This is a genomic window from Corynebacterium sp. UD i78 (assembly GCF_056280545.1).
This window is the reverse complement of the sequence record NZ_JBWCED010000001.1, coordinates 1,941,275-1,967,572: the sequence shown is the minus strand read 5'-3', so window position 1 is coordinate 1,967,572 and position 26,298 is coordinate 1,941,275. Positions and strand designations below refer to the sequence as shown.

The 26,298-nt window shown below is 67.2% G+C and carries 18 protein-coding genes and 1 pseudogene; 5 read left to right on the top strand and 14 right to left on the bottom strand.

Annotation, left to right across the window (positions count from 1 at the left end; translation table 11 throughout):
- Positions 1-129: 129 nt before the first annotated feature.
- The 3 genes and pseudogenes from nirD to ACZ9GM_RS09255 form a co-directional block, all read right to left on the bottom strand.
- Positions 130-504, bottom strand: a complete 375-nt coding sequence (gene nirD / locus ACZ9GM_RS09265) for a nitrite reductase small subunit NirD (RefSeq protein ID WP_291474122.1) — start codon at positions 502-504, stop codon at positions 130-132.
- 13 nt (positions 505-517) lie between these two features.
- Positions 518-3,142, bottom strand: coding sequence for a nitrite reductase large subunit NirB (gene nirB / locus ACZ9GM_RS09260; protein ID WP_476037705.1), 2,625 nt, complete (start codon positions 3,140-3,142; stop codon positions 518-520).
- A gap of 1,140 nt (positions 3,143-4,282) precedes the next feature.
- Positions 4,283-8,330, bottom strand: a pseudogene (locus tag ACZ9GM_RS09255) (molybdopterin-dependent oxidoreductase).
- A 246-nt stretch (positions 8,331-8,576) separates the two neighbouring features.
- Between ACZ9GM_RS09255 and ACZ9GM_RS09250 the strand changes: the two are divergent.
- Positions 8,577-9,956 (top strand): MFS transporter, encoded by a 1,380-nt coding sequence (locus ACZ9GM_RS09250; protein ID WP_291474119.1) that lies wholly within the window; start codon positions 8,577-8,579, stop codon positions 9,954-9,956.
- Positions 9,957-10,365: 409 nt separating this feature from the next.
- Here ACZ9GM_RS09250 and ACZ9GM_RS09245 read toward each other — a convergent pair whose 3' ends face one another.
- From ACZ9GM_RS09245 to ACZ9GM_RS09210, 8 genes are all read right to left on the bottom strand, one after another.
- Complete coding sequence (locus ACZ9GM_RS09245) at positions 10,366-10,647, bottom strand: hypothetical protein (protein ID WP_291474118.1); 282 nt, start codon at positions 10,645-10,647, stop codon at positions 10,366-10,368.
- Between the two features lie 75 nt (positions 10,648-10,722).
- Positions 10,723-11,298: a hypothetical protein gene (locus ACZ9GM_RS09240; protein ID WP_476037704.1), complete on the bottom strand. Its 576-nt coding sequence runs from the start codon at positions 11,296-11,298 to the stop codon at positions 10,723-10,725.
- Positions 11,299-11,336: 38 nt separating this feature from the next.
- Positions 11,337-12,455, bottom strand: coding sequence for a GTP 3',8-cyclase MoaA (moaA, locus tag ACZ9GM_RS09235; RefSeq protein ID WP_476037703.1), 1,119 nt, complete (start codon positions 12,453-12,455; stop codon positions 11,337-11,339).
- A 201-nt stretch (positions 12,456-12,656) separates the two neighbouring features.
- Positions 12,657-13,436, bottom strand: a complete 780-nt coding sequence (gene narI / locus ACZ9GM_RS09230) for a respiratory nitrate reductase subunit gamma (protein ID WP_476037702.1) — start codon at positions 13,434-13,436, stop codon at positions 12,657-12,659.
- Entirely contained in the window at positions 13,433-14,074 is a 642-nt protein-coding gene (gene narJ / locus ACZ9GM_RS09225; RefSeq protein WP_291474159.1) for a nitrate reductase molybdenum cofactor assembly chaperone, read from the bottom strand. The genes narI and narJ overlap by 4 nt, the downstream gene beginning before the upstream one ends.
- A gap of 80 nt (positions 14,075-14,154) precedes the next feature.
- Positions 14,155-15,807, bottom strand: coding sequence for a nitrate reductase subunit beta (narH, locus tag ACZ9GM_RS09220; RefSeq protein WP_476037701.1), 1,653 nt, complete (start codon positions 15,805-15,807; stop codon positions 14,155-14,157).
- Entirely contained in the window at positions 15,807-19,547 is a 3,741-nt protein-coding gene (locus ACZ9GM_RS09215) for a nitrate reductase subunit alpha (protein WP_476037700.1), read from the bottom strand. Before ACZ9GM_RS09215 ends, narH begins: the two co-directional genes overlap by 1 nt.
- Positions 19,548-19,645: 98 nt before the next feature.
- The gene (locus ACZ9GM_RS09210) at positions 19,646-21,019 is read right to left on the bottom strand and encodes a nitrate/nitrite transporter (protein ID WP_291474112.1); all 1,374 of its coding nucleotides are present in this window, start codon (positions 21,017-21,019) and stop codon (positions 19,646-19,648) included.
- Between the two features lie 185 nt (positions 21,020-21,204).
- Here ACZ9GM_RS09210 and ACZ9GM_RS09205 point away from each other — a divergent pair, with 185 nt between their 5' ends.
- On the top strand, positions 21,205-21,657 hold the full coding sequence (locus ACZ9GM_RS09205) for a molybdopterin-binding protein (RefSeq protein ID WP_170209753.1): 453 nt from the start codon (positions 21,205-21,207) through the stop codon (positions 21,655-21,657).
- Positions 21,658-21,691: 34 nt separating this feature from the next.
- On the opposite strand, the gene mobA is transcribed toward ACZ9GM_RS09205, so the two are convergent.
- Positions 21,692-22,351: a molybdenum cofactor guanylyltransferase gene (gene mobA, locus ACZ9GM_RS09200; protein ID WP_476037699.1), complete on the bottom strand. Its 660-nt coding sequence runs from the start codon at positions 22,349-22,351 to the stop codon at positions 21,692-21,694.
- Positions 22,352-22,523: 172 nt separating this feature from the next.
- Between mobA and modA the strand changes: the two genes are divergently transcribed.
- Genes modA through ACZ9GM_RS09185 form a run of 3 tightly spaced genes read left to right on the top strand, consistent with a single transcriptional unit; the run spans position 22,524 to position 25,382 of the window.
- Positions 22,524-23,375: a molybdate ABC transporter substrate-binding protein gene (gene modA, locus ACZ9GM_RS09195; protein ID WP_476037698.1), complete on the top strand. Its 852-nt coding sequence runs from the start codon at positions 22,524-22,526 to the stop codon at positions 23,373-23,375.
- A complete protein-coding gene (locus tag ACZ9GM_RS09190; protein ID WP_476037697.1) occupies positions 23,362-24,165 on the top strand; it encodes a molybdate ABC transporter permease subunit in 804 nt (267 codons plus the stop codon). Before modA ends, ACZ9GM_RS09190 begins: the two co-directional genes overlap by 14 nt.
- A gap of 2 nt (positions 24,166-24,167) precedes the next feature.
- Positions 24,168-25,382 (top strand): molybdopterin molybdotransferase MoeA, encoded by a 1,215-nt coding sequence (locus ACZ9GM_RS09185; RefSeq protein WP_476037696.1) that lies wholly within the window; start codon positions 24,168-24,170, stop codon positions 25,380-25,382.
- 6 nt (positions 25,383-25,388) lie between these two features.
- Here the strand turns inward: ACZ9GM_RS09185 and ACZ9GM_RS09180 are convergent, their stop codons facing one another.
- Together ACZ9GM_RS09180 and ACZ9GM_RS09175 are read right to left on the bottom strand one after the other, a co-directional pair.
- A complete protein-coding gene (locus tag ACZ9GM_RS09180) occupies positions 25,389-25,811 on the bottom strand; it encodes an organic hydroperoxide resistance protein (RefSeq protein WP_476037695.1) in 423 nt (140 codons plus the stop codon).
- Entirely contained in the window at positions 25,808-26,287 is a 480-nt protein-coding gene (locus ACZ9GM_RS09175) for a MarR family winged helix-turn-helix transcriptional regulator (RefSeq protein ID WP_291474105.1), read from the bottom strand. Before ACZ9GM_RS09175 ends, ACZ9GM_RS09180 begins: the two co-directional genes overlap by 4 nt.
- Positions 26,288-26,298 lie beyond the last annotated feature (11 nt).

Genomic DNA, 26,298 nt, shown 5'->3' with positions numbered 1-26,298 from the left:
GTGTTCCTCCGTGGTCATCGGGGTGGATCGTCATCTATGACCGTAGGAACACCGGATTTCGGGTCACTGTCCCCTCGACTACGGGGCGGGGTCATTTTCCGCACACCCGAAATGCAGGGTGTGTGAGATTCAGCAGTGCACGAGGATCTTGTCCCCGGTGGCCTCCACCGGATAGACCGCGAGGCGGTGGTCGGCGTCCTCCAGGGAATGCCCGTCGGTCAGGCTGAAACGCTGCTTGAGCAGCGGGGACGCCACAGTCGGCTCGCCGTCGACCTCGCCGACGATGCCACGGGAGATCACCGCTGCCCCGGAGTACGGGTCGATGTTGGAGACCGCGAAAACGGTCGAGTCGGGCATGCGTCCGGCGCGGTCGGGTTCGCCGGTGGGGACGCGGAACAGAGCGATCTGGGTGCCGTCGGGCAGCAGGACGCCGGCCCCGAGGTTGTCTTCGAGCTGGTCGGCGCGGCAGACGGTGAAGGTGTGGGCAGCGGTGGTGACAGTCATGACGGGTGCCTCCTCAGGCAGCGGTGGTAGGGGTCGCGGTGGATGTCGATGTGGATGCGGTACGGATGCCGGGCAACGGCAGGGGGACCTTGCGGCCGTCCTGCTCACCGAACCGGATGGTCGGGTCGGGGGATTCGGGGGCGTTGACGAAGGAGACGAAGCGACGCAGCTTCTCCGGGTCCTCGAGGACGGCGGCCCATTCGTCGGTGTAGTCCTCGACGTGACGGGCCATGAACTCCTCCAGGTCCGCGGCGATGCCGAGGGAGTCCTCGCAGACCACCTCACGGATGTGGTCGAGCCCGCCCTCGGTCGCCTCCACCCACGCCGCGGTGCGCTGCAGGCGGTCGGCGGTGCGGACGTAGAAACCGAGGAACCGGTCGATGTAGCTGATCAGGGTCTCCTCGTCGAGGTCCGCGGCCAGCAGTTCGGCGTGCCGCGGTGTCGCGCCACCGTTGCCGGCGACGTAGAGGTTCCAGCCGTGCTCCGTGGCGATGACACCGATGTCCTTGCCACGGGCTTCCGCGCACTCGCGGGCACACCCGGAGACGCCCATCTTCAGCTTGTGCGGACTGCGCAGACCCCGGTAGCGCAGCTCCAGGTCCACGGCGAGACGCACCGAGTCCTGCTGGCCGTAGCGGCACCAGTCGGTGCCCACGCAGCTCTTCACCGCGCGCAGTGACTTGCCGTAGGCCTGGCCGGACTCCATGCCGGCGTCCACCAGCCTGCGCCAGATGTCCGGGAGCTGGTCGACGCGGGCGCCGAACATGTCGATGCGCTGGGCGCCGGTGACCTTTACGTAGAGGTCGAAGTCGCGGGCGATTTCACCGACGACGATGAGCTGCTCCGGGGTGACCTGGCCGCCGGGCATCCGCGGGACGACCGAGTAGGAGCCGTTGCGCTGGATGTTGGCGAGGAAGCGGTCGTTCGAGTCCTGCAGGGCGGCGTGTCCGTCGTCGAGGACGTGGTGGGAGGTGTCGAGGGTGGCGAAGATGGACGCCATCGTCGGCTTGCATATCTCGCAGCCGTGGCCGGTGCCGAAGCGGCGGATGAACCGGGGGAAGTCCCGGATCCGGGTGGCGGCGGCGCACTGGAAGAGTTCCTCGCGGGACTGCCGGAAGTGGGCGCACAGGGACTTGTCCTGCTCCACGCCCTCGGCGTCCAGCAGCTGACCCAGCAGTCCGACACACGAACCGCAGCTGGTGCCCGCCCGGGTGCAGGTCTTCAGATCCGCCACGGAGCAGGCGCCGTCGGTGATCGCCTCGCGGATATCGCCCTTGGTCACGGCGTTGCAGGAGCAGATCTGGGCGGCGTCCGGCAGAGCGCTGACGCCGGCGGCTGTCCCACCCGGGGCGTCCCCGTCGGCCGGGGTGAGGAAGGACATCGGGTTCGGCAGGTCCTCGCCGACCATCGGACGCAGCATCGCGTACGCCTGGGCGTCACCGACGAGGACGCCACCGAGGAGCGTGGAGCCGGTGCGGTCCATCACGAGCTTGCCGTAGGTGCCGTTGACCGGGTCATTGACGGTCAGCGGACGTGCGCCCTCGGTGGTGGCGTGGGCGTCACCGAAGCTGGCGACGTCCACCCCGAGCAGCTTGAGCTTCGTGGACATGTCCGGATCTTCGAAGGCGGTGGCGTTGCGGCCGGTCAGGCGGTCGGCGACGATCTCCGCGGTGGTATAGCCGGGGGCGACGAGTCCGTAGCAGACCCCGTCGACCGCGGCGCACTCACCGACGGCGCTGATGTGCGGGTCTTCCGTCTGGCACAGACGGTCAGTGAGGATGCCGCCGCGCGGTGCCTTGGGCAGCGGTTCCGGGGTGGCGGAGTCCGCCAGGGCGTCGATCGGGCGGACGCCGGTGGCGAAGACGACGACATCGACGGTGAGCTCGCTGATGGTCGGGTTCTCCGGGGCGGGCTCGCCGGGAGCGGGGACGGGGGAGGAGAGGGTGAGGGTGAGGTTGTCCCTCTCCGCCGATTCGGCGATGAGGTCGGTGCCGGTGTCGACGTGGACCTCCACGCCGAGCTCGCGGACCTTCTCCGCCAGCAGGACGCCACCGTCAGCGTCCACCTGGATGGGCATCAGACGCGGGGAACGCTCGATGATGTGGGCCTTCGCGCCGAGGAGCTTGAGGGCGTTGGCGGCCTCCAGGCCGAGCAGGCCACCGCCGATGACGGCACCGACGGGCTCGCGACCGACGGAACGGGCGTCCTCGACGATGCGTCGGATGTCGTCGAGGTCGTCGAGGGTGCGGTAGACCGTGCAGCCGGGCAGGTCGTGGCCGGGGACCGGAGGGACCCAGGCGTAGGAGCCGGTGGCGAGGACGAGGTGGTCGTAGCGGACGGTGGGCTGTCCGCCGGCGCCGTCGTCACAGGTGACGGTGCGGGCGTCCCGGTCGATGCCGGTGGCCTGCGCGTGCACGACGTCAACGTGCTCCGGCAGGTCGGACATCTCGAGGAGGGAGCGGTCCCAGGAGGAGACGTAGCTGGAGAGGGCGACGCGGTCGTAGGCGTGGCATTTCTCGCCGGAGATCACGGTGACACGGGCGGACGGGTCGCGGTCGAGGATCTCGGTGACGGTGCGGTGGCCGACCATGCCGAAGCCGACGATGACGGTGTGGGGTGCTGCAGTCGTTGTGGTCATGATGCGAACGTTAAGGCTCTCTTGAAGACATCGACACTGGTGAGCGCACTGTTTTACGGTCGGTTCACGGTGAGGGTGCCGGTGGTGGAACTCGGACACGTCCACGAAACACGGCGTCCCCGGAGGAAATGTGGGCGCTGCGGCGCCCTCTGAGCTCGTACCGCCGTGTCTCTCTGTTCCCCGTCCCTGTTCCGCCGCCTGTGCCCATGGTCCACCCCATGTACGGAAGTAGTGGCGAGGGGCTGTAGTCAGGTACCTGATAACGACCTCTCACCACTACTTCCGTACACCCGTGGAGGTGGACCGACTCCTCGCCACTACTTCCGGACACCAGGTGTGTGGTGGTCTGCGACCGGAACAGTGTTCGGGGTGCGTCTGGCCCTCACCCCGCCACGCCGGTGCAGCAGATCTGCGTCAGGCACGAATCCGGGGGTTCCGTGCCACAAAAGTCGTGATCCGTGCCTGCCGCAGTCGTGAAGCTCCGACGAACGGGTGAATGGTCCGGCAGCGCCGTGCTCCTCATGCAGCTACCGGTACCGAGCCTTCTCCTGTGCAGCCACCAGTACCGTGGCGCGGAAGTCAGGTACCTGATTTCCTCCTCTCGGTGCTGGTAGCGACAGTCAAGCCACATCGATTCTGGTAGCTGCAGCGGTAGGGCAGCGGTAGGGCAGTGGCAGGGCAGCGACCGGGCACTGACCGGGCACTGACCGGGCACTGACCGGGCACTGACCGGGCACTGACCGGGCACTGACGGGGCACTGACGGGGCACTGACGGGGCCGGGTGGTTGTCATGGAGGGATCCGCTATCCGGCGGCGCTCCGGACGATCAGCCCTGTCACGACAAGAAACACCCTGCCGGCCGGATCCACAGGTGGATCGCAGTGGTCGGCGGGGTAACCAGGATCGCGACCGACATCCTCGGATGGTTCAGGTAAGAGCCTGAACCGGAGAGGTCGAGCACTTTGTGTTCGGGCAACTCTGGTCGTGTTACCGGCACTGCCGGGGTTGTTTTATGTCCAGCGACGGGCGGATCACTCCGGGAGTTACTGAATAACTGAATAGGCGCAATCGGAGCAACCGGACCGGGCAGGCGGAATCCGGGCAGCGCTCCGCGCGCATCAGCAAGCGACAGGACGCATTCAGTACACGTCACGCACGTACCGCTTCTCCGCCGAGAGCCGGGCGACGAACTCACCGGCCTCCGCCTCGCCCATCGCACCCTGCTCGGCGACGATCTGCCGCAGCGTCCGGTCGACATCGGTGGCCATCCGGGCGGCGTCCCCGCAGACGTAGAGGTGCGCGCCGCGCCCGATCCACTCCCACAGCTCCCTGGCATGACGCCGCATCCGGTCCTGCACGTACACCCGCTCGGATGTGTCGCGGGAGAAGGCGGTGGACAGCCGGGTCAGCGTCCCGTCACTGCGCAGACTGTTGAGCTCTTCGCGGTAGAGGAAGTCCGTCGCCTCGTGCCGCTCGCCGTAGAACAACCAGTTCTCGCCGGTTGCGCCGGTCTGCCGTCGATCCTGGAGAAACCCACGGAACGGGGCGATGCCGGTGCCGGGGCCGATCATGATCATCGGTGCGTCGGCCTGCTCGGGCGGCCCGAAGCTCCGGTTCGGGGAGATGAACAGCCGCACCTCGTCGCCGGATGCCAGGTCAGCGAGCCACCCGGAACTCACACCGCGACGCCGGTGGCCTTCCGTGCTCTTGAAACCCACAGTCGAGACGGTGATCTCCACCCGCCCCGGATCACTCCGCGGCGACGAGGAAATCGAGTACAGCCGCGGACGCAGCGGTGACAGCGTTTCCACCCACTCCTCGGCCGGCACTGTCACCGGGTAGGACGCCAGGACGTCGCACAACTGCCGGCCGTGGGCGTATTCACGCAGAGCCGCGGGATCGTCGGTGAGGGAGCCGAGACCGGACCCCGGGGTGCTGGGCATGGATGAGTCGCAGCACCGCCGGGGTGATCGCGGTGATGTCGAGTTCCCCGGTGAGGGTCTCGATGAGGTCGTCGCCGGCGGACGCGTTGAGTCCGGTGCGCGCGAGGAACTCCTCGACGACGGCGGGCCGGTTGCGGGGCCAGACGCCCAGGGCGTCGCCGGCGGAGTAGGTGAGTGTGTCGGCGGGCAGCTCGAAGGCGTAGCGGCGGACCTCGCGGCCGGTGGAGACCGGGTCGCCACTGGTCAGTCGGGTGGATTCCAGTAGTCGGGTGGGTAGCGGGTTGTTACGGGACCAGGTGGATGCGGTGGGGGATGCAGGTGCTGAGGCGGCGTCAGCGGCCACGTCAGCGGCCGCGTCAGTGGCGTCCTCGGCAGTCTCCTCGCCCAGCTCCTCGGAGACGGCGGCGAGCCAGGCGGCCGCGGCGTCCTCGAAATCGGGTTCGCAGGAACCGCGCGGGGCGAGCTGCTGTGCACCGAGGCCGGTGAGCCGCTCGTCGAGACGGCGGGCGAAGCCGCAGAAGTCGGCGTAGGAGGAGTCTCCGAAGCCGAGGACCGAGTAACACAGATCAGCCAGTTCCGGCAGGTCAGACTGCCCGGAAAGAGAGTCCCAGAGGGCGGTGGCGTTGTCCGGGGCCTCGCCGTCACCGGTGGACGCCACGACGAACAGCACCGTGCCCGTCAGTTCGGCCGGGGTGACACTGTCCGCGCACCGTTCCTGCGCCGGGATGCCGGACGCCGTGAGCGCGGCCACGAGATCGGGGACGTACTCCTCGACGGTGCCGGTCTGGGAGGCCCAGACCACGGTCACCGGCGGCTGGTCAGGCTGTGCCTCCGGTGCAGCGGCGGGAGCAGGCGACGTTGCCAGCGGCACCCGGGCGAACAGTCCGGAGAGCACCCCGTCGACCCACGCCCGGTGCGGCTCCGCCAGCGGCGCATGGGGCGGGACGGTGGGGACCGCGTCCGTCGGAGGGGCGAGAGTGAGGGCGTGGACCATGCCGTCGAGCCAGGCACGTTCGGCGACCGTCCAGTCGGCGGTCGGGGCGGCGGCGAGCACTGCAGGCAGGTCGGGCAGATGGGGCACAGTATTCTCCTCGGCGGCTCCGCCAGCGGGAACAGCGGGCGCATCGGGAACAGCAGTCACCGACACCGCACACGCCTTGAACTCGGGCTGCAGGGACTCGGGATCCACGGCGTCACTGGTCACCTCGTTGACCGGGGTGTCCGCGTAGTGCATGGGGATGAAGCAGGTGCCGGGCACGATATCCGGACTGACCAGCGCGCGAGCGGTCACCGCACCGCGTCGGGAACGGACCTCGACCGGATCACCGTCCGCCGCACCGAGGCCCTCGGCGTCCACCGGATTGATCTGCACGAAACTCGACGGGTTGAGCTTCATCAGCTTCTTCACCCGCCCGGTCTTTGTCATCGTGTGCCACTGGTGCGGCAACCGCCCGGTGGTCAGGACCAGCGGGAACTCGTCGTCCGGAGTCTCGGCGGGCGGCAGCCACGGGCGGGCGTGGAAGCGGGCGCGCCGGGTCGGGGTGGGGAAGGCAAGGCGGGGGATGTCGCCGTCGTCGGTGACGAACAGCTCCTGGCTGACCCCGTCATTGAGATAGCGCACCGGATTCCGGCTCTCAGACTCTGGCGCGGCCGGCCACTGCACCGGCCCCTGCCGCAGCCGTCCATGGTCGACTCCCCGCAGGTCCCAGCCCGTCCTCGGATTGTGGAACCGGCGGATCTCGTCGAAGACCTCGGACGCGGAGGCGAAGTCGAAACCGGCGAAGCCCATGGCACGTGCGACCCGGCAGATCAGTTCCCAGTCCGGCAGGGCGTCGCCCGGGGCGTCCAGCAGAGGAGAGGTGAGCGTGAGGTTGCGCTCGGAGTTCACCATCACCCCGTCCGCCTCGGACCACAGGGCGGCGGGCAGCACGATGTCGGCGTGCCCGGCGGTGGCGGTGCCGGCGTAGGCGTCCTGCACGACGACGCAGTCCGCGGCATCCAGCGCCTCGGCGACCGCGTTCCCGTTCGCCATGGAGGACGCCGGGTTCGAGCAGATCACCCACAGTGCCTTGACCGTTCCGTCCTCGTCGGCCAGGTCGCGGAACAGGTCCACGGTCCCGGAACCGCACCGGTCGTGCAGCGTCCCGGCGGGCAGATCCCAGATCTGTTCGACCTCTGCGCGCTGGTCGGCGTCCAGCACCGTGCGCTGGCCGGGCAGGCCGGGGCCCATGTAGCCCATCTCGCGTCCACCCATCGCATTCGGCTGGCCGGTCAGCGAGAACGGGCCCGCCCCGGGACGGCAGATCGCGCCGGTCGCCAGGTGCAGGTTGCACAGTGCGGTGGTGTGCCAGGTGCCGTGGATCGACTGGTTCAGCCCCATCGTCCACAGGCTGACGAGCTTCCGCGTCCCACCGATCCAGGACGCCGCCTGCTCCAGATCGGCCGCGTCTACCCCGGTGATTTCCGCGACGGTCTCGACCGGGTAGTCGGCGAGATGGTCGGCCATGACCTCCCAGCCCTCGGTGAACTCGGCGATGAAATCTTCGTCGGTGTCGCCGTTGTCCATGATCAGCCGCAGTAGTCCGTTGAGCAGCGCCATGTCCGTGCCCGGCCTGACCTGGAGGAACAGGTCCGCCTTTTTCGCCGTCGCCGTACGCCGCGGGTCCACGACAATGAGTTTCGCCCCCTGCTTCACCCGGTCCATCATCCGTAGGAAGAGGATCGGGTGGCAGTCGGCCATGTTCGCCCCGGTGACGAGGAAGACATCGGCGTGGTCGAGGTCGTCATAGGAACCGGGCGGGCCGTCCGCGCCGAGCGACTGCTTGTAACCCGTCGCCGCAGACGCCATGCACAGGCGCGAGTTCGACTCGATGAGGTTCGTGCGGAAATACCCCTTGGCCAGCTTGTTCGCCAGGTACTGCGCCTCGGTCGACATCTGTCCGGAGACGTACAGCGCCACGGCGTCGTCCCCGTGGTCCTCGCGCAGGGCGGTGAAGCGGGCGGCGACCTCGGCCACCGCGGCGTCCACCGGTGTCTCCTCTCCGTCGACGAGGGCCGCGGTCTGGCGTCCTCCGGAATTCAGCAGGTCGGCGGTCGTCGTGCCTTTGGTGCACAGGCGGCCACGGTTGGCGGGGTGGTCGGCGGTGCCCTTCGCGGAGATGACGCCATGGTCGTCGCTCGTGAGGGTGAGCCCGCAGCCGACGCCACAGTACCCGCAGACGGTGTCCACAGTTGTTCCGGTCATGATCAGGGACGCTAAGCCCGTTGTATTGCCGGTTCGTCTGGTGCGCGTTACACGACTGGGAACAGGAACTCACGGCGTCCTTCCGTCTCCTGTGAGGACGCCACACCCCGTCACCTGCGCCGATGTGCGATCGCCGACACCTGGGGGCCGCCACGTGAAGTTCCTGTTTCCGAGTTTCCCCGGGTGGTCCGGACTGCCTATATCTGGGGGAGTCCCTACCTGACCGAGACCGTGAGGAGCCCTTCCGTGACCGTCACCGCCCCCGTCCACAGCCCGCCTGAACCCCACCTCGAGATGAAGGAGGGACGCTGGATCACCAACTGGACCCCCGAGGATCCGGCGTTCTGGAACGGCCCCGGGCGAGCGACCGCCCGACAGAACCTCATCTGGTCCGTCTTCTGCGAGTTCCTCGGCTTCGCCGTGTGGCAGATGTGGTCGGTGACCGTCATCATGCTGCCGCAGGCAGGCATCGACATCACCAGCTCCCAGCAGTTCTGGCTGGTCTCCCTGCCGCCGCTCGTCGGTGCGACGATGCGCATCCCCTACAGCTTCACCGTCCCCATCTTCGGCGGACGCAACTGGACGGTGATCTCGGCTCTGCTGCTGCTCATCCCCACCGTCGCAACGACCCTGGTGCTCTTCGCCGACAATCCGCCGGTGTGGGTGCTGTTCGTCATCGCGGCGACGGCCGGACTCGGTGGCGGCAACTTCGCCAGCTCCATGTCCAACATCACCTTCTTCTACCCGAAGGCCGAGAAGGGGGCCGCACTCGGTGTGAACGCCGCCGGCGGCAACCTCGGCGTGGCCGTCGCCCAGCTGGTCATTCCGGTGGCTGTGTCCGTGTTCGCCTTCGGTGCTTTCGACCCGGCGCTGCCGATGGCCGGCCTGATCTGGATCCCGCTGATCCTGCTGGCCGCGTGGGGCGCCCGCCGCTACATGCACAACCTCACCTCGGCACGAAATGACATCCGGGGCTCGCTCTCGGCGCTGCGCGAGAAGCATCTGTGGATCATCGCCTTCCTCTATGTCGGCGCCTTCGGCTCCTTCATGGGCTTCGGTTCGGTGTTCCCGACCCTGATCAAGACCCAGTTCCCTGACTTCTCCTCCTTTACCGTGGTGGGGGCGACGCTGACCCTGGCCTTCCTCGGTCCGCTGGTCGGTTCGTTGGCGCGCCCCTATGGAGGACGCCTCGCCGACCGTGTCGGTGGAGCGCGGGTGAGCATCGTGGTGTTCGTGTGCATGGCCGTGGTGACCAGCGTGCTCGTGGTGTTGCTCGACAGCATCAGCTTCTCCGGCTACCTGCTGCTGTTCCTGCTGCTGTTCACCCTGACCGGGCTGGCCAACGGGTCGGTGTACCGGATGATCCCGACGGTGTTCGAACTGTCCGTGGCGTCCGATGATCCGGTGGGGCATGAGCGCAAGAGTGCCGCGGCCCTGGGCTACATCGGCGCGGTCGGTGGTTTCGGTGGCTTCGCGATTCCGCAGGTGCTGAACCTGTCGAAGAACACCACCGGTGGCTTCGACACCGCGTTCTGGATCTTCGCGGGGGCGTATCTGCTGATGGCCCTCTTGACCTGGGCGGTGTACCGGCGCCCCGGCACCCGCTTCGCCGCCGCGAATGTGTGAGTGACGGGGCAGGGCCACTGTCTGCTCTGCCCCCACCCGTGCAGCATGTCTGCGGCAGGCACGAATCCGGGATTCCGTGCCACGAAAGTGGCGATTTGTGCCTGCCGCAGACATGAAGCCTTTCCGCAGCTACCGGTACCGGACTTCCTTCATGCAGCCACCAGTACGTGGGCGCGGAATTCAGGTACCTGATTTCCTCTTCTCGGTACCGGTGGTCGCAGCCAGAGGGCCGGGGGGGGGAGAATAGACGGGCGTCGGAGTGGCTGTCACGGGGGACCCGACAGCCGTCGATGCTCTGGACGAGGGGTAGAAGACAGAAAGCGTGCCGCTGCCACCGGACGTCACAGCGGGTCGAGATGACGACGACCACGGAACGTCTACGTCGGGGACCCCCGGGCGTCCCGCCGAACTACCGGGTCATGAGGATCTCCGCGGCGCCGGCGAGCTCGGTGCTCACGGCTGAGAGGTCTTCGGGGGAGGCGGTGTCCAGCAGAGTGACGATGGTCTGGTGCGCCTTCTCGCGGTGCACGCGGTCATCGTCGTCCCACTCACCCGACAGGTGCGCGGAGATGAGGTGCGCGTCATCATCGAGTACCAGGGCAGCGTCGGTCGTCGTGGCAGCGGCTGTGGTCGTGGCATCGATGTAGTCCGACACGATGCCGCGCAGCGACGGCGGAAGAGGGGCTGGCATGGAAGACGATGTCATGCATTCCAGTGTTACCACGGTCACCCGGAACTGCAACCGGGAACGCGCACACCAGACCTCTCACACCCCGAGATCCGGACGGTAGTGGCGCAGCCAGGAGCCGATCTCGCCCTGTCGCCAGGACGCCTCGAAGTCGCCGGGGAACAGGGCACCGTCCTTGTCGTGCACCGGCCTGCCGCCACGGAACGCCTCCGGTGCCTCCGTCATCCCGGAGTACCGCTCGACCAGTTTCGGGTCACCCTCCGGGTTGAGGGTGAGCATGGCGTCCCCGACGATGCCCACCCGGTTCGCACCCTTCGGGGTGGTGATGACACGCACGTCACCCCAGCGCATCAGGGTGGTCAGGGTGCCGTCGGTCGCGCGGATCCCGTCCGGGCTGAGGACCAGGCGCTGGTTGTCGCGGTCCGAGGCGTTCTTCAGGTTGCCGAAGAACATGCGGCACAGGATGACGCCGAGGACCGCCCCGAGGATGCAGCCCAACCACAGTTTCCCGACCAGGTAGGTCGTCACGACGGCGGTGGCGACGAACGCGGCGACGAAGGTGATGATGATCAGAGGAAGGGCGCGACGCATCCGGTCGGCGGAGCTCACGACGCTGCGCAGTTCGACCGGGGCGGTGAAGTCTGGGGTAGTCACCGCTTCAGCCTACCGGGGCAGAAGTTGAACACCGGAAACTAACCCCCGATGGCGCTCATCGTGCGCTCGGGCTGCACGTACTCCGGGTCATTGAGCGTCACCTCGTCAGAGCCGTAGGCCCGTGGCTTGAGCATCATCGCGCCCGCCCACACGTCGCAGATTTCCTCGTCGGATGCCCCGGAGCGGATCACCGAGAGCAGGTCCGTCTCCTCGTTGGAGAACAGGCAGCTGCGCACCTTGCCGTCGGCGGTGATGCGGGTGCGCGAACACGCCGCGCAGAAGGACTCGGTCACCGAGGCGATCACACCGACCTTGCCCAGTGCCGGGGAGGACGCGGACGCCTCCTTCGGCCGAACCTCCCACAACTGTGCCGGGGCGGACCCGCGGGGCACCGGGTCAGGGGAGAGGTCGAAACGCTCGGAGAGCCGGGCCCGGACCTCGGCACCGGAGACCAGGTTCTCCTTCGCCCAGGTGTGGTCGGCGTCCAGCGGCATCTGTTCGATGAAGCGCAGCTGGTAACCGCGGGTGACGCACCACTCCAGCAGGTCGGCGGCACCGGTGTCGTTGATGCCGCGCATGAGTACTGCGTTGACCTTCACCGGCTCCAGACCGGCAGCCTTCGCCGCCTCCAGGCCCTTGATGACCTGGGGGAGACGGTCGCGTCGGGTGAGTTCCTTGAACGCCTCGCGGTCGACGGTGTCCAGGGAGACATTGACGCGGGTCAGGCCGGCGTCCACCAGCTCGTCGATGCGCTTGTCCAGACCGATGCCGTTGGTGGTGATGGAGACCGGGATCTCCGGGTGGAGGCGTCGGACGCCGGCGATAATGTCCGCCAGGTCGCGACGGACCAGGGGTTCGCCGCCGGTGAACCTCACATCGCGCACGCCGAAGATGCGCACCCCCAGGTCGGCGATGCGGACGGCTTCCTCGGCGGTGAGCAGGTTGTCCTTCTGCAGCCAGACCATGCCCTCGGCGGGCATGCAGTAGGTGCAGCGCAGGTTGCATTTGTCGATCAGTGAGATGCGCAGATCGTCGGCGACGCGTCCCCAGCGGTCGGCGAGTGCGCGGGCGGGGGAGGGAGAGTCAGGCACCGGCGAGGTGTGCGTCGACGAGGCCCGCGCGGGGCGCACCACAGGGGTCGGCAGGACGGTGGTCATGTTCTCGACCCCTTTCTCGTGGGTTGTGTCTCGGGCAGGTCTTCGGTATCTCCGGACCCGGTTTCGGTGTCTCCGCCCGCAGGTCAACCGGGTAAACGGCTGCCGTGTCCGGGGGCGGTTCACTGTAGGCCACTGTAACCCCGGGCCGCGTGAGCGACAACGGGAGCGGCCCGGTGGTGCCGTCTCGGACTCCTTGATCCATCACCTCCGCCGCTGGATCCGCTGGTCGAGTTCGCGCTCGGGAACTTCCAGCTGCTCCCAGGCGACCTCCCGCCGGGGCGCGGTTTTCGTCCGCGCGTCGCGGGACCGGTAGACGATGTACGGCCGACTGACATACCCCACCGGGGCAGAGAACGCGTGGACCAGGCGGGTGAACGGCCACAGCGCGATCAGTGAGAAGCCGCAGACCACATGGACCTTGAACTCCCACGGGACATCGGCCATCAGATCGGGGTTGGCCTGGAAGACCATGATCTGACGGAGCCACGGCGAGATCGTCTCCCGGTAGTCGTAGCCGTGCGGGCCGCCGAACACCTGGGTGGATACGGTGGCGGTGAATCCGGACAGGATCGCCACGCCGAGCAGAAGGTACATCACCTTGTCGGAGCGTGACGTGGCCAGGAACACCGTGCGGTTGACGACGCGGCGGTATATCAGTCCGACCAGCCCCACGATCACTGCGATCCCGGCGATGGTGCCCGGAATGGTGGCGATCAGGTGGTAGGCCGTCTCGGAGACACCCACCGAGGTCGTCCACGATTTCGGGATGGCCAGTCCCATCAGGTGTCCGATGATCACGAACATCATCCCCCAGTGGAACAGGGGGGAGGCGAGGCGCAGGATCCGCGACTCGTAGATCTGGGAGGAGTGGCTGGTCCAGCCGAACTGGTCGGTCCGCCAGCGCCACACCACCCCGATGATGAAGGCTGCGGCGGCGAGCCAGGGGAAGCCGGACCACAGGAAGGTCTCGAAGGGACTCACGGCTGATGCTCCATTCCGGTAGCAGGCAGCGGGGTGCCCAGCCCGACGAGTTCGGACGGGGGACCGCTGCGGACGAGGCGGCGGTAGTTTTCGGCGGTGGCGTCGGACACGGACGGCAGTGCGGAACACACGCAGGTCACCAGCTCCGCATACGGTGAGTCCAGGTCGGACAGTGCTGCGCGGAGCACCTCCAGTCCGTCCCGGTGGGAGGCGAGCATCTCGGTCACCGGGTGCCAGCTGTCCCCCGTGGACTGCGCCGCGGATTCGAGCAGGACACACAGGTGGTCCGGCAGCTCCTCCCGGATCAGCGTGAAGCCGAGGTCCTCGATCTGGCGGGAGAACGCCAGAATCGCCGCGCCCCGTTGGCGGGTGTCGCCGACGGCGTAGTAGCTCAGGGACAGCGAGCACCGGCGACGCTGGTCGAAGGTGGCCACATAGTCCTGCTGGAGGGCCGACGGGCCGTCCACAGCCCGGTCGGTGGCGTACTGCAGGAACCGGGACAACCGTTCGCCTGTCTCCACCGGAAGATCACCGAGCGAGTCGCCGACCGCGGCGAGAATATCCGGCATGCGGTCATCGGGGTAGTCCAGGAGCAGCGCAGCGGACATGAACACCACGCGACGCTGGGCGTCGTCCATGGGGACACCGGCGGCGAACTCCTCGGGCAGGGTGCCCTGGAAATTGCGTCGGGCCTTGCGACGCCGGGGGATCACGGACTTCACCGTCCACCTCCCGGAGCAGTGCCGTGGGAGTCAGGGAACATCGCGTCAGGACGCTCTCCCCTCCAGCTCAGCAGCGAGACCTTGCCGTTGTCCCGGGGTGGGCCGTCATTGCTTCCGCCGCACCCGCACCCACTGCCGCAGGCATCGGGTGCGCCGGGTCCGGGTCCGACATCGCCGGCGAGCTCATGTGCCACCGACCGGGGGTCGGTGGAGCCGAAGGGGTCGAGTTCGGAGATGCCGCGTGGCGACTCTGGGGAGGCGGTGGGGATCACGTAGCGGTCGTCGTACTTGGCGATCGCAAGCAGGTGGTACATCTCCACGATCTCCTCTTCGGTCATCCCGACTGCGGCGGGGATGGCGGGGTCGGTCTCCTTGCCGAGGTTGACGTCGCGCATGTAACTGCGCATGGCCGCCAGGCGTCGCAGCGACTTCTCCACCGGTCCGGTGTCTCCGGCGGTGAACAGTCCCGCCAGGTACTCCAGGGGGATACGCATCCGGGAGACCGCGGTGAGCAGCACCCGGTGGTTCTCGGCATCGCTACCGGTGGCGGTGACCTTGTCGACGATCGGGGACAGTGGCGGGACGTACCAGACCGACGGGAGCGTCCGGTACTCCGGATGCAGGGGCAGGGCGAGGTCGTAGCGGAAGATGAGGTCGTGGATCGGAGACTGCTGTGCCGCGTTGATCCAGGACGCCGGGATGTTCTCCTGGCGTGCCGCCTCGACGACCTGCGGGTCGCGCGGGTCGAGCAGGAGGGAGCGCTGGGCCTCATAGAGGTCCTGCGGGTCGGGGGTGGAGGCGGCCTCGGTCACCCGGTCGGCGTCATACAGCAGCACGCCGAGGTAGCGGAGTCGTCCCACGCAGGTTTCGGAGCACACGGTCGGCTGTCCGACTTCCAGTCGGGGATAACACAGGGTGCACTTCTCGGCTTTGCCGGTGCGGTGGTTGAAATAGACCTTCTTGTAGGGGCAGCCGGACACACACATCCGCCAGCCGCGGCAGCGGTCCTGGTCGACGAGGACGATGCCGTCTTCAGTGCGCTTGTACATGGCGCCGGACGGGCAGGACGCCACGCAACTCGGATTCAGGCAGTGCTCGCAGATACGGGGGAGGTGGAACATGAAACTGTCCTCGATCTCCCGCTGCACGCTCAGCCCCATCTCTTTCAGGACCGGGTCGGAGTCGATGGTGGCGGGGCTTCCGCCGAGGTTGTCGTCCCAGTTCGACGACCATGTCGGACGGTCAATGGGGCGTCCGTCAAGCCGGGAGTAAGGGTGCGCGGTCGGCTGCGTCTTCTGGTCGGCCGGCGTCGAGAGCAGTTTCTCGTAGCCGTAGGACCAGGGTTCGTAGTAGTCCTGGATGCCGGGCATCCGTGGGTTGTGGAAGATCGTCGCCAGCTTGGTCAGGCGTCCGCCGGCCCGCGGGGTCAGCATGCCGCGACGGTTGAGCTTCCACCCTCCCTGCCAGGTGTCCTGGTCCTCCCAGCCACGGGGGAAACCGACGCCGGGACGGGTCTCGACGTTGTTGAACCACATGTACTCGGTGCCTTCGCGGTTGGTCCACGCCTGTTTGCAGGTCACCGAGCAGGTGTGGCAGCCGATGCACTTGTCCAGGTTCATGACCATCGCGATCTGTGCCATGACACGCATCAGAACTCGACCTCCTGAGAGCGACGCCGGATCGTGGTGACCTCGTCGCGGTTGTTTCCGGTCGGCCCGATGTAGTTGAAGCCGTAGGTCAGGTGGCCGTATCCGCCGGCCACGTGCAGTGGGTTGATCATGATGCGGGTGAGGGAGTTGTGGGTGCCGCCACGACGTCCGGTGTGCTCATTGAGCGGGGTGCCTGCGGTGCGCTCCTGTGCATGGTTCATGATCACCGTGCCGGCGGGGATGCGGTGGGAGACGATCGCCCGGGCGGTGACGATGCCGTTGCGGTTGTGGGCTTCGATCCAGTCGTTGTCGGCCACGCCGATCTTCTCTGCGTCGACCTCGGACATCCAGACGACCTGTCCGCCGCGGGAGATGGAGAGCATGTGCAGGTTGTCGTAGTACTGGGAGTGGATTGACCACTTGTTGTGCGGGGTCAGGTAACGCACCGTCACCTCAGCTTCACCGTTGGCGCCCGTGACCGTTTCGCCGGGGCCGGTCTCGCCGTGCAGGTGGAGCTGGTCCAACGGAGGCCGGTAGATCGGCAGGGACTCCCCGTAGTCGATGAACCAGTCGTGGTCCAGGTAGTAGTGCATCCGTCCCGACAGGGTGTGCCACGGTTTGTCGTAGGCCAGGTTGATGGAGAACGCGGTGTACCGCTGGTTGTCCTTCGTGATGCCGGTCCACTCCGGGGACGTGATCACCTGGGTGGGACGTTCCTTCACCGCGTCCCAGCCGGTGCGTGTGCCCTCGTGATCCTTGATCAGGTCGGTCATGTCGACGCCGACCCGCCGTCCCTGGTTGCGGAATCCTTCGAGGGCGACGGCACCGTTGGAGACACCCGAGAGATGGAGGACCATCTCCGCAGCCTTCACCGCGGTGGTCAACTGAGGTCGTTCACCGGCCGAGGTGTGGCCGGTGCCGTTGAGCAGAGCGAGCTCCTCCACCTGTGTACTGACGTCGTAGGAGGTGCCGTGGGTTCCCGTGCCGAGTTCGGCGGTCAACGGGCCGAGGTGCATCCACTTCTCGTGGATCTTCGTGTAGTCCCGTTCCACCGGTATGAGCTTGGCCATGGACTCGCCGGGCACCAGTGGAGCGTCCTGGTCCGGCACCACGCCACCGGGCATGCTCAGCTCGTCGGGTGAATCGTGGCCGAGCGGTGCGGTGACGACATCGGTCTGCGTGCCCAGCCACTTCTCCGCGAGTGTCGACAGCCGCGCCGACAGATCGCGGAAGAGCTCGAAGTCGGTACGGCTCTCCCACGGCGGATTGATCGCCGCGTTGAAGGAGTGGATGAACGGGTGCATGTCCGTCGTGGACAGGTCGTTCTTCTCGTACCAGGTCGCGGCGGGGAACACCAGGTCGGAGACCAGGGTGGTGGACGTGTTGCGGAAGTCCGCCGTCATCATCAGGTCGAGCTTGCCCTCCCCGGTGCCGGGTGCCGTGTCGCGCCAGGTGATCGACTGCGGACGCTGTCCGGCGGGGAGTTCGTCGGCACTGGCGTCGGAGTCGACGCCGAGCAGGTGGCGCAGGAAGAACTCGGTGCCCTTCGCCGAGGATCCCATGAGGTTCGTCCGCCAGTTCAGCAGGATCCTGGGGAAGTTGTCGGGGTTGTCGGGGTCTTCGGCGGCGAAACGCATGCGTCCGGACTCCAGCTCCCCGGTGATGTAGTCCTTGAGGTCCTTGCCGGCCTCCGCGGCCTGGTCAGCCAGCAGCAGCGGATTGCGGTCGAACTGGGGGAAGGCGGGCATCCAGCCGCGCTTCATGGACTCCACCAGCGTGTCGGACGTCAGCTTGTCGCCGACGGTGCCGCGACTTGCCAGGGGGGACGCCAGCCGCGAGGCCCGGGTGTTGTCGTAGCGCCACTGGTCGGTGGCCAGGTAGTAGAAGCCGGTGGAGATCATCTGGCGCGGCGGGCGGGACCAGTCCAGCCCGAAGGCGTACTGGGACCAGCCGTTCATCGGCCGCAGTTTCTCCTGACCCACGTAGTGGGCCCAGCCTCCGCCGTTGACGCCCTGGGTGCCGCACATGGATGTCAGTGCGAGGAAGGTGCGGTAGATGGAGTCGGCGTGGAAGTAGTGGTTCACTCCGGCACCCATGATGATCTGACTGCGTCCCCCGGATTCGACCGCGTTGCGCGCGAACTCACGGCCGATACGTACAGCGGCGTCGACGGGGACCCCGGTGAGCTCCTCCTGCCAGGCCGGGGTGCCCACAATGCGGGCGTCATGGAAGTCCTCCGGCCAGTCACCGGGCAGGTCCAGCTCGGGACGGGGGACGGCGTAGTGGGCGAGCATGAGGTCGAAGACGGTGGTGACGGTGCGTCTGTTCACGGTGCGGACAGGCACGCCGCGGTGGACGATGCCGGCACCGATCGGCCCCGTACCGGTGGCGTCGGAAGCCTCCGCGTCCAGATCGAAGCGGGGGAAGAGGACCTCGGCGGTGGACGCCGGGGTGCCGTCGGTGATGTCGGCGATGCTCATCACAGGGTCGGCGTGGTCGAGACGGAGGTTCCAGCGTCCCTCGCCGTCGGCACCGTAGCGGTCGGCGACAGTGCCGCCGGGGTCGACGACGCTGCCGTCCGGCTGCATCACCACCAGGCGGTGGGTGGCGTTCTCCGTGGAAGCGAGAGCATCGTCACCGCTGTCGGCGGCGGTGAGGAACTTGCCGGGTGTGCAGGTGCCGTCCCCGTGGTCGTCGAGTTCGACGAGGAACGGCGAATCGGTGTATTTGCGCATGTAGTCGAGGAAGTACGGGGTGCGCTCACCGACGTGGAACTCGCTGAGGATCACGTGCCCCATGGCGAAGGCCAGTGCGCCGTCGGTGCCGGGGGAGATCCGGAGCCACTCGTCGGCGAATTTGGTGTTGTCGGCGTAGTCGGGTGAGACGACCACGACCTTGGTTCCCCGGTACCGGGCCTCGACCATGAAGTGACTGTCCGGGGTTCGGGTCACCGGGATGTTCGAACCCCACATCATCAGGTAGCTGGAGTTGTACCAGTCCCCGGACTCGGGCACATCGGTCTGGTCACCGAAGGTCTGGGGGGAGGCGGGCGGCAGATCGGCGTACCAGTCGTAGAAGGACAGGGCGACGCCGCCGATGAGTTCCAGGAACCGGGTACCGGCACCGTAGGAGATCTGGGACATCGCCGGAATCACGGTGAACCCGTGGATCCGGTCGGGACCGTAGCGACGGATGGTGTAGACGTGTGCGGCAGCGGCGATCTCCACGGCCTCCTCGTACGGTACCCGGATCAGACCGCCTTTGCCGCGTTGGCTGACGTAGGCCCTGCGCTTCACCGGGTCTTCCACGATCTCGCGCCAGGCGAGCACCGGATCGTCGTGGCGTGCACGGGCCTCCCGGTACATCTCGACCAGGACGGCACGGGCGTAGGGGAAGCGGATTCTGGTCGGCGAGTACGTGTACCAGGAGAAGGACGCACCGCGCGGACAGCCACGGGGCTCGTATTCGGGCATGTCGGGGCCGGTGGTGGGGTAGTCCACGGCCTGGGATTCCCAGGTGATCACCCCGTCCTTGACGTAGACTTTCCAGGAACACGATCCGGTGCAGTTGACTCCGTGGGTGGATCGGACGATTTTGTCGAAGGACCATCGGTCGCGGTAGAAACTGTCGGCTTCACGGCCTCCCTGGAGGAACAGCTGCCGTCCGGAGTGGTCGGTTGTTCCGTGGCGCACGTAGGAGCCCATGGAAAATAGTGGGCCGGGGGTGTCGGAAACAGTCATGATATGCACCTCGTCGTAGATGTTTCCTCGCGGTGGTCATCCGCAAGGAGAGTGTGAATCGCATACACTGCAGGTGGAATGCGAGTATTTATTCTGTTTTATCCGGGGTAGGGGGCGTGTGGCCTGGCGTAGAACATCCACACGAGAACAGTGACCACAACGAAATAGACCACCATTCCCTGGAATACCAGGGTCGAGGAGATTCCGGACAGGAGCATGCCGACCACGAACGGTCCGAAAGCGCCGACTGCACCGGTCCAGCCGATGACTCCTCCGGCCTGGCGGGCGGGCAGGATCATGGGCATCTGTTTGAAGGTTCCGGCGTTGGCGGGGCCGGTGAAGAAGAACAGCGACAGCATCGCCGCCAGGAACCAGGGGAACTGATCGGGATCTGAGGGCTCGAGCAGGAAGGACGCCGCCAACGTGGACGCGGTCATGCCCACACATCCGACGAACGTCCAGATCGCACCGCCGAACTTGTCACACAGTGGACCCCACATAGCCCGGACCAGGGACCCGATCAGCGGTCCGAGGAAGGCGTAGGTTGCTCCGCCCGGGAGGTCGTCGACGGGAAAGGAGTCGGCGAGAGAGGAATCGCGCCCGTAGATCTCGTTGATGAGCAGGCCGAACTGTGCCGCGAAGCCGGAGAATGCTCCGAAGGTCATGAGGTAGACCAGGGTGAGGATCCAGGTGTTGCGGTTACCGAAGATGTCGATCTGCTGGCGGAAACTTGCCTTGACCGGCACGTCCTTGAGGAAGTGCCAGGCCAGTGCGGCGGCCAGCACAGCCCAGGGGATCATCACGGCGGCAGCGTTGTGGACGAAGAGGAAATCGCCGTCGTTGGTGCGTTGTGGTGTGACGAATGTGATGCCGAGAAGGCCGAAGCCCATGATCCAGGGGCCGAGGAACTGGATCAGCGACATGCCGAAGTTGCCGATGCCCGCCTGCAGTCCCAGGGCCGTTCCTGACCTGCTTTTCGGGAAGAAGTACCCGGTCGAGGGCATGTACCCGGAGAATACTCCGCCGCCGATGCCGCAGAGGAAGGCCAGGGTGAGCAGCCACCCGTAAGGGGTGGAGCTGTCCTGGACGGCGAAGAACCAGCCGAGCATCGGGATGATGAACAGCAGGGAAGACATCGTCACGAGTCTGCGGGTTCCGATGATCGGCGGCAGGAACATGAACACCAGCCGGAACAGACCGCAGGACAGTCCGGGGATGGCGGTGAGCCAGTAGAGCTGGCCGGTGGTCAGGTCGAATCCGATCCGCGTCAGCAGGGGCGCGATGGCGGATACGAGATACCAGGTGGAGAACCCCATAATGAGCGAGAATGTCGAAATTGACAGGGTCCGCCATGCGATACGGGAATCCCAATGATCCTTATCTTCGGGATTCCATCCGTTGATGGTTCTTCCGGACGTATCGAGTTCGTCGGGTGTGGTCGATCGGCCGTGCAATGTGGCCTGATGGTTCATAGTCGTCACCTGTGTGTATTGTTTGTTATATACTCTCCAACTGCGTCGACATGAATTCTATCAATAGAAATGAATGGAACGGATATGAGATGGATCACACGCAAATTACTCATATAAATCAAGGTCAGAAAGGAAAAGAAAAGTTCAGTAGCTCCGATCGATCAGGGCAAGGGGGTACTGCGGCGGTGATCGTCGTCGACGACCGGGTCGCTTCCGGTGCCCGCGCGAACCGTTCCGGTGACCGCGCAGTGGCTGACCTCGGCGAATTCGTCCGGGTGCTCGGGTGCACGGTCGTCGAGGAGACGACGCAACAGGTATCCCAGGCGCTGGACACCGCTCTCGAATCAGGGGTCGACCTGGTTCTCACTGTCGGTGGCACCGGATTGAGGACCCGCAGCGTGACGCCGGAGTGCACGGCGGCCCGCATCGGGATGAGAGTCAGTGGTCTGGAGACCCAGATTCTCCTGCGGGGTCTGGAATCGACTCCGTCGGCAGGGCTGAGCCGCGGGATCGTCGGCATCGTCGACCGCGGAGACCGACGCACACTGATTGTCAACGCCGCCGGCTCCCGTGGTGCGGTGGCGGACGCCGTGGCGGTGGTCGGTCCGCTGATCGGCAGCATCACCGAACAGCTGTGAGTGACCGGCCCGGTGCAGCGGCCGGATCAGCGGGTCAGCGTCCGTTCCGGTCCCCGAATCCGTGGGCGAGTGCGTCCTGCCAGGTATCCACGTCCGCGGCGGTCGACGCGGGAAGTTCGACGGTGTCGAGGTTCCCGCGGCCCGTCCGACGCAGCAGCCGCATGACCGAAGTGTTGCGGAGGTCTGTGTCTGCCGCCCGTCGAAGTGGGCCGAACCGGATCAGGCAGAACAGGGGCTGCAACCTGGACCCGGCTGTGCCGACAATACCGATGGTGCCGTGGTTACCGGCGGCGTGCTCCAGCAGCACGGCAACCCCCTGGTGCGGTGCTGTCAGATCAGCGGCGAGCAGCAGCACCAGATCATCCTCGCCGGCGCCGGCGTCGGCCAGGGCCTCCACCCCAGCGCCGATCGCCGCCGCGGGCCCTGACAGGGGAGGATTCTCACGGACGCGCACAACTCCGGTCGGCAGTTCCATCTCCGGGCCGACGACGATAAGCGTCTGACAGCCGGCGCAGGCGTCAAGAACCCTGTCGATCAGGCGATGTCCCGCATCGTCCGTGAGCAGGGGCTTAGACGGGGTTCCTTCCGGCGCGGACGCCGCCAACCGGGACCCTGCACCGCCGGCGACGATGATCGCGTGGACCGGCGGACGTCCGGCGTCGGTGGTCTCCAGAGGGTGGGCGGATTCGGTCATGCCTTCAGCGTAGGCGGCCGTGGTGCTCCCCCGGTTCCGGCGTCTCCGTCCGCAGGTCATCGGAGCTATCGGGTGCCGCCTCCGGAGGCGGTCTACAGTAGGTCACTGTAACCCCCCCCGGGCCGCGTGAGCGACAACGGGAGACGCTCAACCGGAACCGTCGAGAGGACCGATGATGACCCGAACCCTGCACCTGTCGCGCACTACAGCGCTGGCACTCTTCGCTGCACTGGCGGCCCTGGTGCTGCTGGCTTCCTGCTCGAACTCGCAGAAGGACAGTGAGAGCGAGGCGACCGCCACCGCCGCGGACACCGGCAGCTCATCCGGGGACATCACCGTCTTCGCCGCCGCCTCCCTGAAGAACGCCGGTGACGACCTGGCCGAGGCCTTCGCCGCCGACGGCCACGAGGGCACCAGCATCACCTGGAACTACGCCGGCTCCTCCAAGCTGGTCCAGCAGATCGGGCAGGGTGCGGACGCCGACCTGTTCATCAGCGCCGACGAGGCGAACATGGAGGCCGCCGAAGACCTCGACGAGTTCGCGGACGCGGACCCGCAGGTCATCGCCACCAACAAGCTCGTGCTCGCCACCGCGCCGGGCAACCTCGGTTCGATCACCGACCTCAATGACCTGAAGACCAACGACAAGCTGCGCATCGCCCTGTGCGCAGACGGCGTCCCCTGCGGCACCCTCGCACACCAGTACCTCGACGACCAGGGCATCACCCTCAAGGCCCCGACCGAGGAGGCGAACGTCTCCGACGTGGCCACCAAGGTCTCCACCGGTGACGTCGACGCCGGCTTCATCTACTCCACCGACGCCCAGGCGCTGCAGAAGAACCTCACCGACTCGCAGGGTCGCGTCATCGTCCTGGACATTCCCGGCATCGAGGACAACAGGTACCCCGCCGCCCTGACCTCCGACGGTGAGACGAACGAGACCGCCTCCGAGTTCCTCGCCTGGCTGCAGACCGACAAGGCCCGCGAGATCCTCGCGGAGTACGGGTTCGGTGCGCCGGCGTAGCGTCCCGGCCGCGCTGATCGCGGTCGCTCTCGTCGCGGTCCTGCTGCTGCTGGGCCCGCTGGTCGCGCTGCTGCTCAATATCCCGTGGGACCGCGCGGTCGAGCTGATCACCGCCGACGAGGCGACCGAGGCTTTCGGTCTGTCCCTGACCACGGCGCTGGTGTCGACGGTGCTGTGCATCGTCCTCGGCCTGCCGTTGAGTCTGTGGATGGTCGACATGATGCGGCGTCATCCCCGTTGGGGCGACGCCCTCCAACTCATCATCTACGCCCCACTGGTGCTGTCACCGGTGGTCTCCGGCCTGGCCCTGGTCTTCTTCTGGGGACGCCACGGGCTCGTCGGGGAGTGGCTGGACGATTCCTTCGGCGTCCGCGTGGCCTTCACCTCGTCGGCCGTGATCGTGGTGCAGGTCTTCGTCTCCCTGCCTTTCTTCGTCTCCACGACGGTGACCTCGCTGCGCGGGGTGCCGCCGGTGGTGCAGGAGGCCGCCCGGGTCGACGGCGCCTCCCGCTGGCAGACGCTGTGGCGCATCACGGTGCCGCTGGCGGGCCCCGGCATCGCCGCCGGAACGGTCCTCGGTTTCGCCCGTGCGTTGTCCGAGTACGGCGCAACCCTCACTTTCGCGGGTAACGTCGCCGGGGAAACCCGGACGATCCCGCTGCTCATCGAGCTCGGTCTGAGCTCCAATGACATGGATCAGGCGCTCGGTGCCTGCATCCTGCTGCTCGGCATCTATGTGCTGGTGGTGGGTGGGATCGCCACGACCACTCTGCTGAGACGGAAGCGGTGACCATGCACGCACGCCCCCGGACGCCCGAAGAGCACCAGGGCGCCGTACGCACGCTCGTCGGTGACCGACCGGTCGTGGACCTGCCGGTCGCCGACGCCGTTGGCAGGCCCCTGGCGCAGGCGGTGGCGGCTGTCGAGGATTCGCCCCGCTTCGACAACTCCCAGATGGACGGCTACGCCCTGTTTCCCCGTCATCTCGCGGGCGGCACGTTCGTCGTGGGTGAGACCGTCGCCGCCGGCGTGGACCCGGCGTCGATCGCGTTCGGGGAGGACGCTGAGGACGCTGAGGACGCCGTGCTCCCGGTCATGACGGGCGCGAAGATCCCCACCGGGGCGGTGGCTGTGGTGCCGGTCGAGCGGTGCGAGCCGCCGGAGTTCCCGTCGACCGGTGCCTGTGTGACGGTGCCGGAGACCCCCGCCGGGCAGTTCGTCCGGCCCCGGGGGTCGGACATCGCCGCCGGTGACGAGCTGCTCGCGTCCTCCCATGTCGTCAATGAACGCACCGTCGGTGTGGCCTCCGCGCAGGGTCTCAGGACACTGCCGGTGCGCGAGCCGGCGAGGGTGCTGATCTGCACCGGTGGCGACGAGATCGGTGACGGCGACGGTGCCGGGACCGGTGCCGCGATGATCCGGGACGCCAACGGGCCGATGCTCACCGCGCTGTGCGAACACCACGGGATGCGGGTCGTCGGGCACGTCCGCACCACCGATGATCCGGTGGCATTCGGTGCGCTGCTGAGGGCCGCGGTCCGACGGAGCAACCCGACCGTGGTCGTGACCAGTGGCGGGATCAGTCACGGCAAGTTCGAGGTGGTGCGGCAGCTGCTTTCGCCGCTGCGAGGGGCGTGGTTCGGGCATGTCGCGCAGCAGCCGGGCGGACCGCAGGGCACGGCCGTCTTCGAGGGGACGCCGGTGGTGTGTCTGCCCGGTAATCCGGTCTCCACGGCGGTGAGCTTCCGGCTGTTCGTCGCACCGGTGTTGGGTATGGCGTCCTCTCCGGTCACGGCGGTGCTGGACGCGCCGGTGACCGGCCAGAAGCACAAGGACTGCTTCCACCGGGCGGTGCGTTCAGTGGTCGACGGTCGGGTGCTGGTGCGGGCCGTCGGTGGGGCGGGATCACACCTGCTCGCCCAGTCGGTGGAGGCGGACTGCCTGCTGCGCGTGCCGGCGGGGGTGCGGCCCGTGCCGGGTGATGTGGTGGTGGTGTACCCGCTGTAGTGGGGCTCAGTCGTCGGCGACGGTGACGGTGACCTCGATATTGCCGCGGGTGGCGTTGGAATAGGGGCAGACCTGGTGAGCGGCGTCGGCGAGCTCCCGGGCCTGTTCGTGAGGAAGTTCGGGGATGATGACCTCGAGGTGGACGGCGAGCTGGAAGCCGTTGGCGTCGTTCGGGCCGATACTCACGCGCGCGCCGACGGAGGAACCGGTGACGGCGACCTTCTTCGCCCGGGCGACGCCCTGGAGGGCGGAGTGGAAGCAGGCGGAGTAGCCGGCGGCGAAGAGCTGCTCGGGGTTGGCGCCGTTGCCGGAGCCGCCCATCGCGGTGGGGATGGCGAGGTCGAGGTCGAGGCGGTTGTCGGAAGTGGTGACGTGGCCGTTGCGTCCGTCGCCGGTGGCGAGCGCTTCAGCGGTGTAGAGGGTCTTCATGGTGTGTCCTTTCGGTGGTTTCCGGTGGGGGTGTCCGTGTGGGCGTCCCGTGAGACATCCATGGCTGTGTCGCAGACTCCGTGGAGTCGGCTGATGAGTGCGCCGGCCTCGGAATCGTCGGTGGTGGTCAGGATGTCGCGGATCTGACCGGGGATGTGGTCCAGGTCGTCGCGCAGGGCGAGGCCCGCTTCGGTGGGGGCGACGGTGGTGACGCGTTCATCGCCGGTGCTCCGGGTCCGGGTGATGTACCCGGAATTCTCCAGCCGCCGCAGGAGAGGAGAGAGCGTGCCGGAATCGAGCTTCATCGAAGCACCCAGTGATTTCACGGTCTGGGGGCCGTCGGTCCAGAGGATGACGAGGACCAGGTACTGCGGGTAGGTCAGGTCCCAGGGGGCCAGCAGGGTGCGGTACGCCCGCGACACGGCTTTGGCGGCGGAGTAGAGGGCGAAGCAGCCCATCCTGTCGGTGATTCCCATGACTACGAGTA

Bases quoted from the DNA above. Each gene is read 5' to 3' on its own strand.
- ACZ9GM_RS09180 (WP_476037695.1), bottom strand. From the start codon at position 25,811: ATGAAGACCCTCTACACCGCTGAAGCGCTCGCCACCGGCGACGGACGC.
- ACZ9GM_RS09210 (WP_291474112.1), bottom strand. From the start codon at position 21,019: ATGAACCATCAGGCCACATTGCACGGCCGATCGACCACACCCGACGAA.
- narJ (WP_291474159.1), bottom strand. From the start codon at position 14,074: ATGGACGACGCCCAGCGTCGCGTGGTGTTCATGTCCGCTGCGCTGCTC.
- ACZ9GM_RS09245 (WP_291474118.1), bottom strand. From the start codon at position 10,647: ATGCCAGCCCCTCTTCCGCCGTCGCTGCGCGGCATCGTGTCGGACTAC.
- ACZ9GM_RS09185 (WP_476037696.1), top strand. From the start codon at position 24,168: ATGCACGCACGCCCCCGGACGCCCGAAGAGCACCAGGGCGCCGTACGC.
- ACZ9GM_RS09175 (WP_291474105.1), bottom strand. From the start codon at position 26,287: ATGGGAATCACCGACAGGATGGGCTGCTTCGCCCTCTACTCCGCCGCC.
- moaA (WP_476037703.1), bottom strand. From the start codon at position 12,455: ATGACCACCGTCCTGCCGACCCCTGTGGTGCGCCCCGCGCGGGCCTCG.
- modA (WP_476037698.1), top strand. From the start codon at position 22,524: ATGATGACCCGAACCCTGCACCTGTCGCGCACTACAGCGCTGGCACTC.
- mobA (WP_476037699.1), bottom strand. From the start codon at position 22,351: ATGACCGAATCCGCCCACCCTCTGGAGACCACCGACGCCGGACGTCCG.
- narH (WP_476037701.1), bottom strand. From the start codon at position 15,807: ATGCGTGTCATGGCACAGATCGCGATGGTCATGAACCTGGACAAGTGC.
- nirD (WP_291474122.1), bottom strand. From the start codon at position 504: ATGACTGTCACCACCGCTGCCCACACCTTCACCGTCTGCCGCGCCGAC.
- nirB (WP_476037705.1), bottom strand. From the start codon at position 3,142: ATGACCACAACGACTGCAGCACCCCACACCGTCATCGTCGGCTTCGGC.
- ACZ9GM_RS09215 (WP_476037700.1), bottom strand. From the start codon at position 19,547: ATGACTGTTTCCGACACCCCCGGCCCACTATTTTCCATGGGCTCCTAC.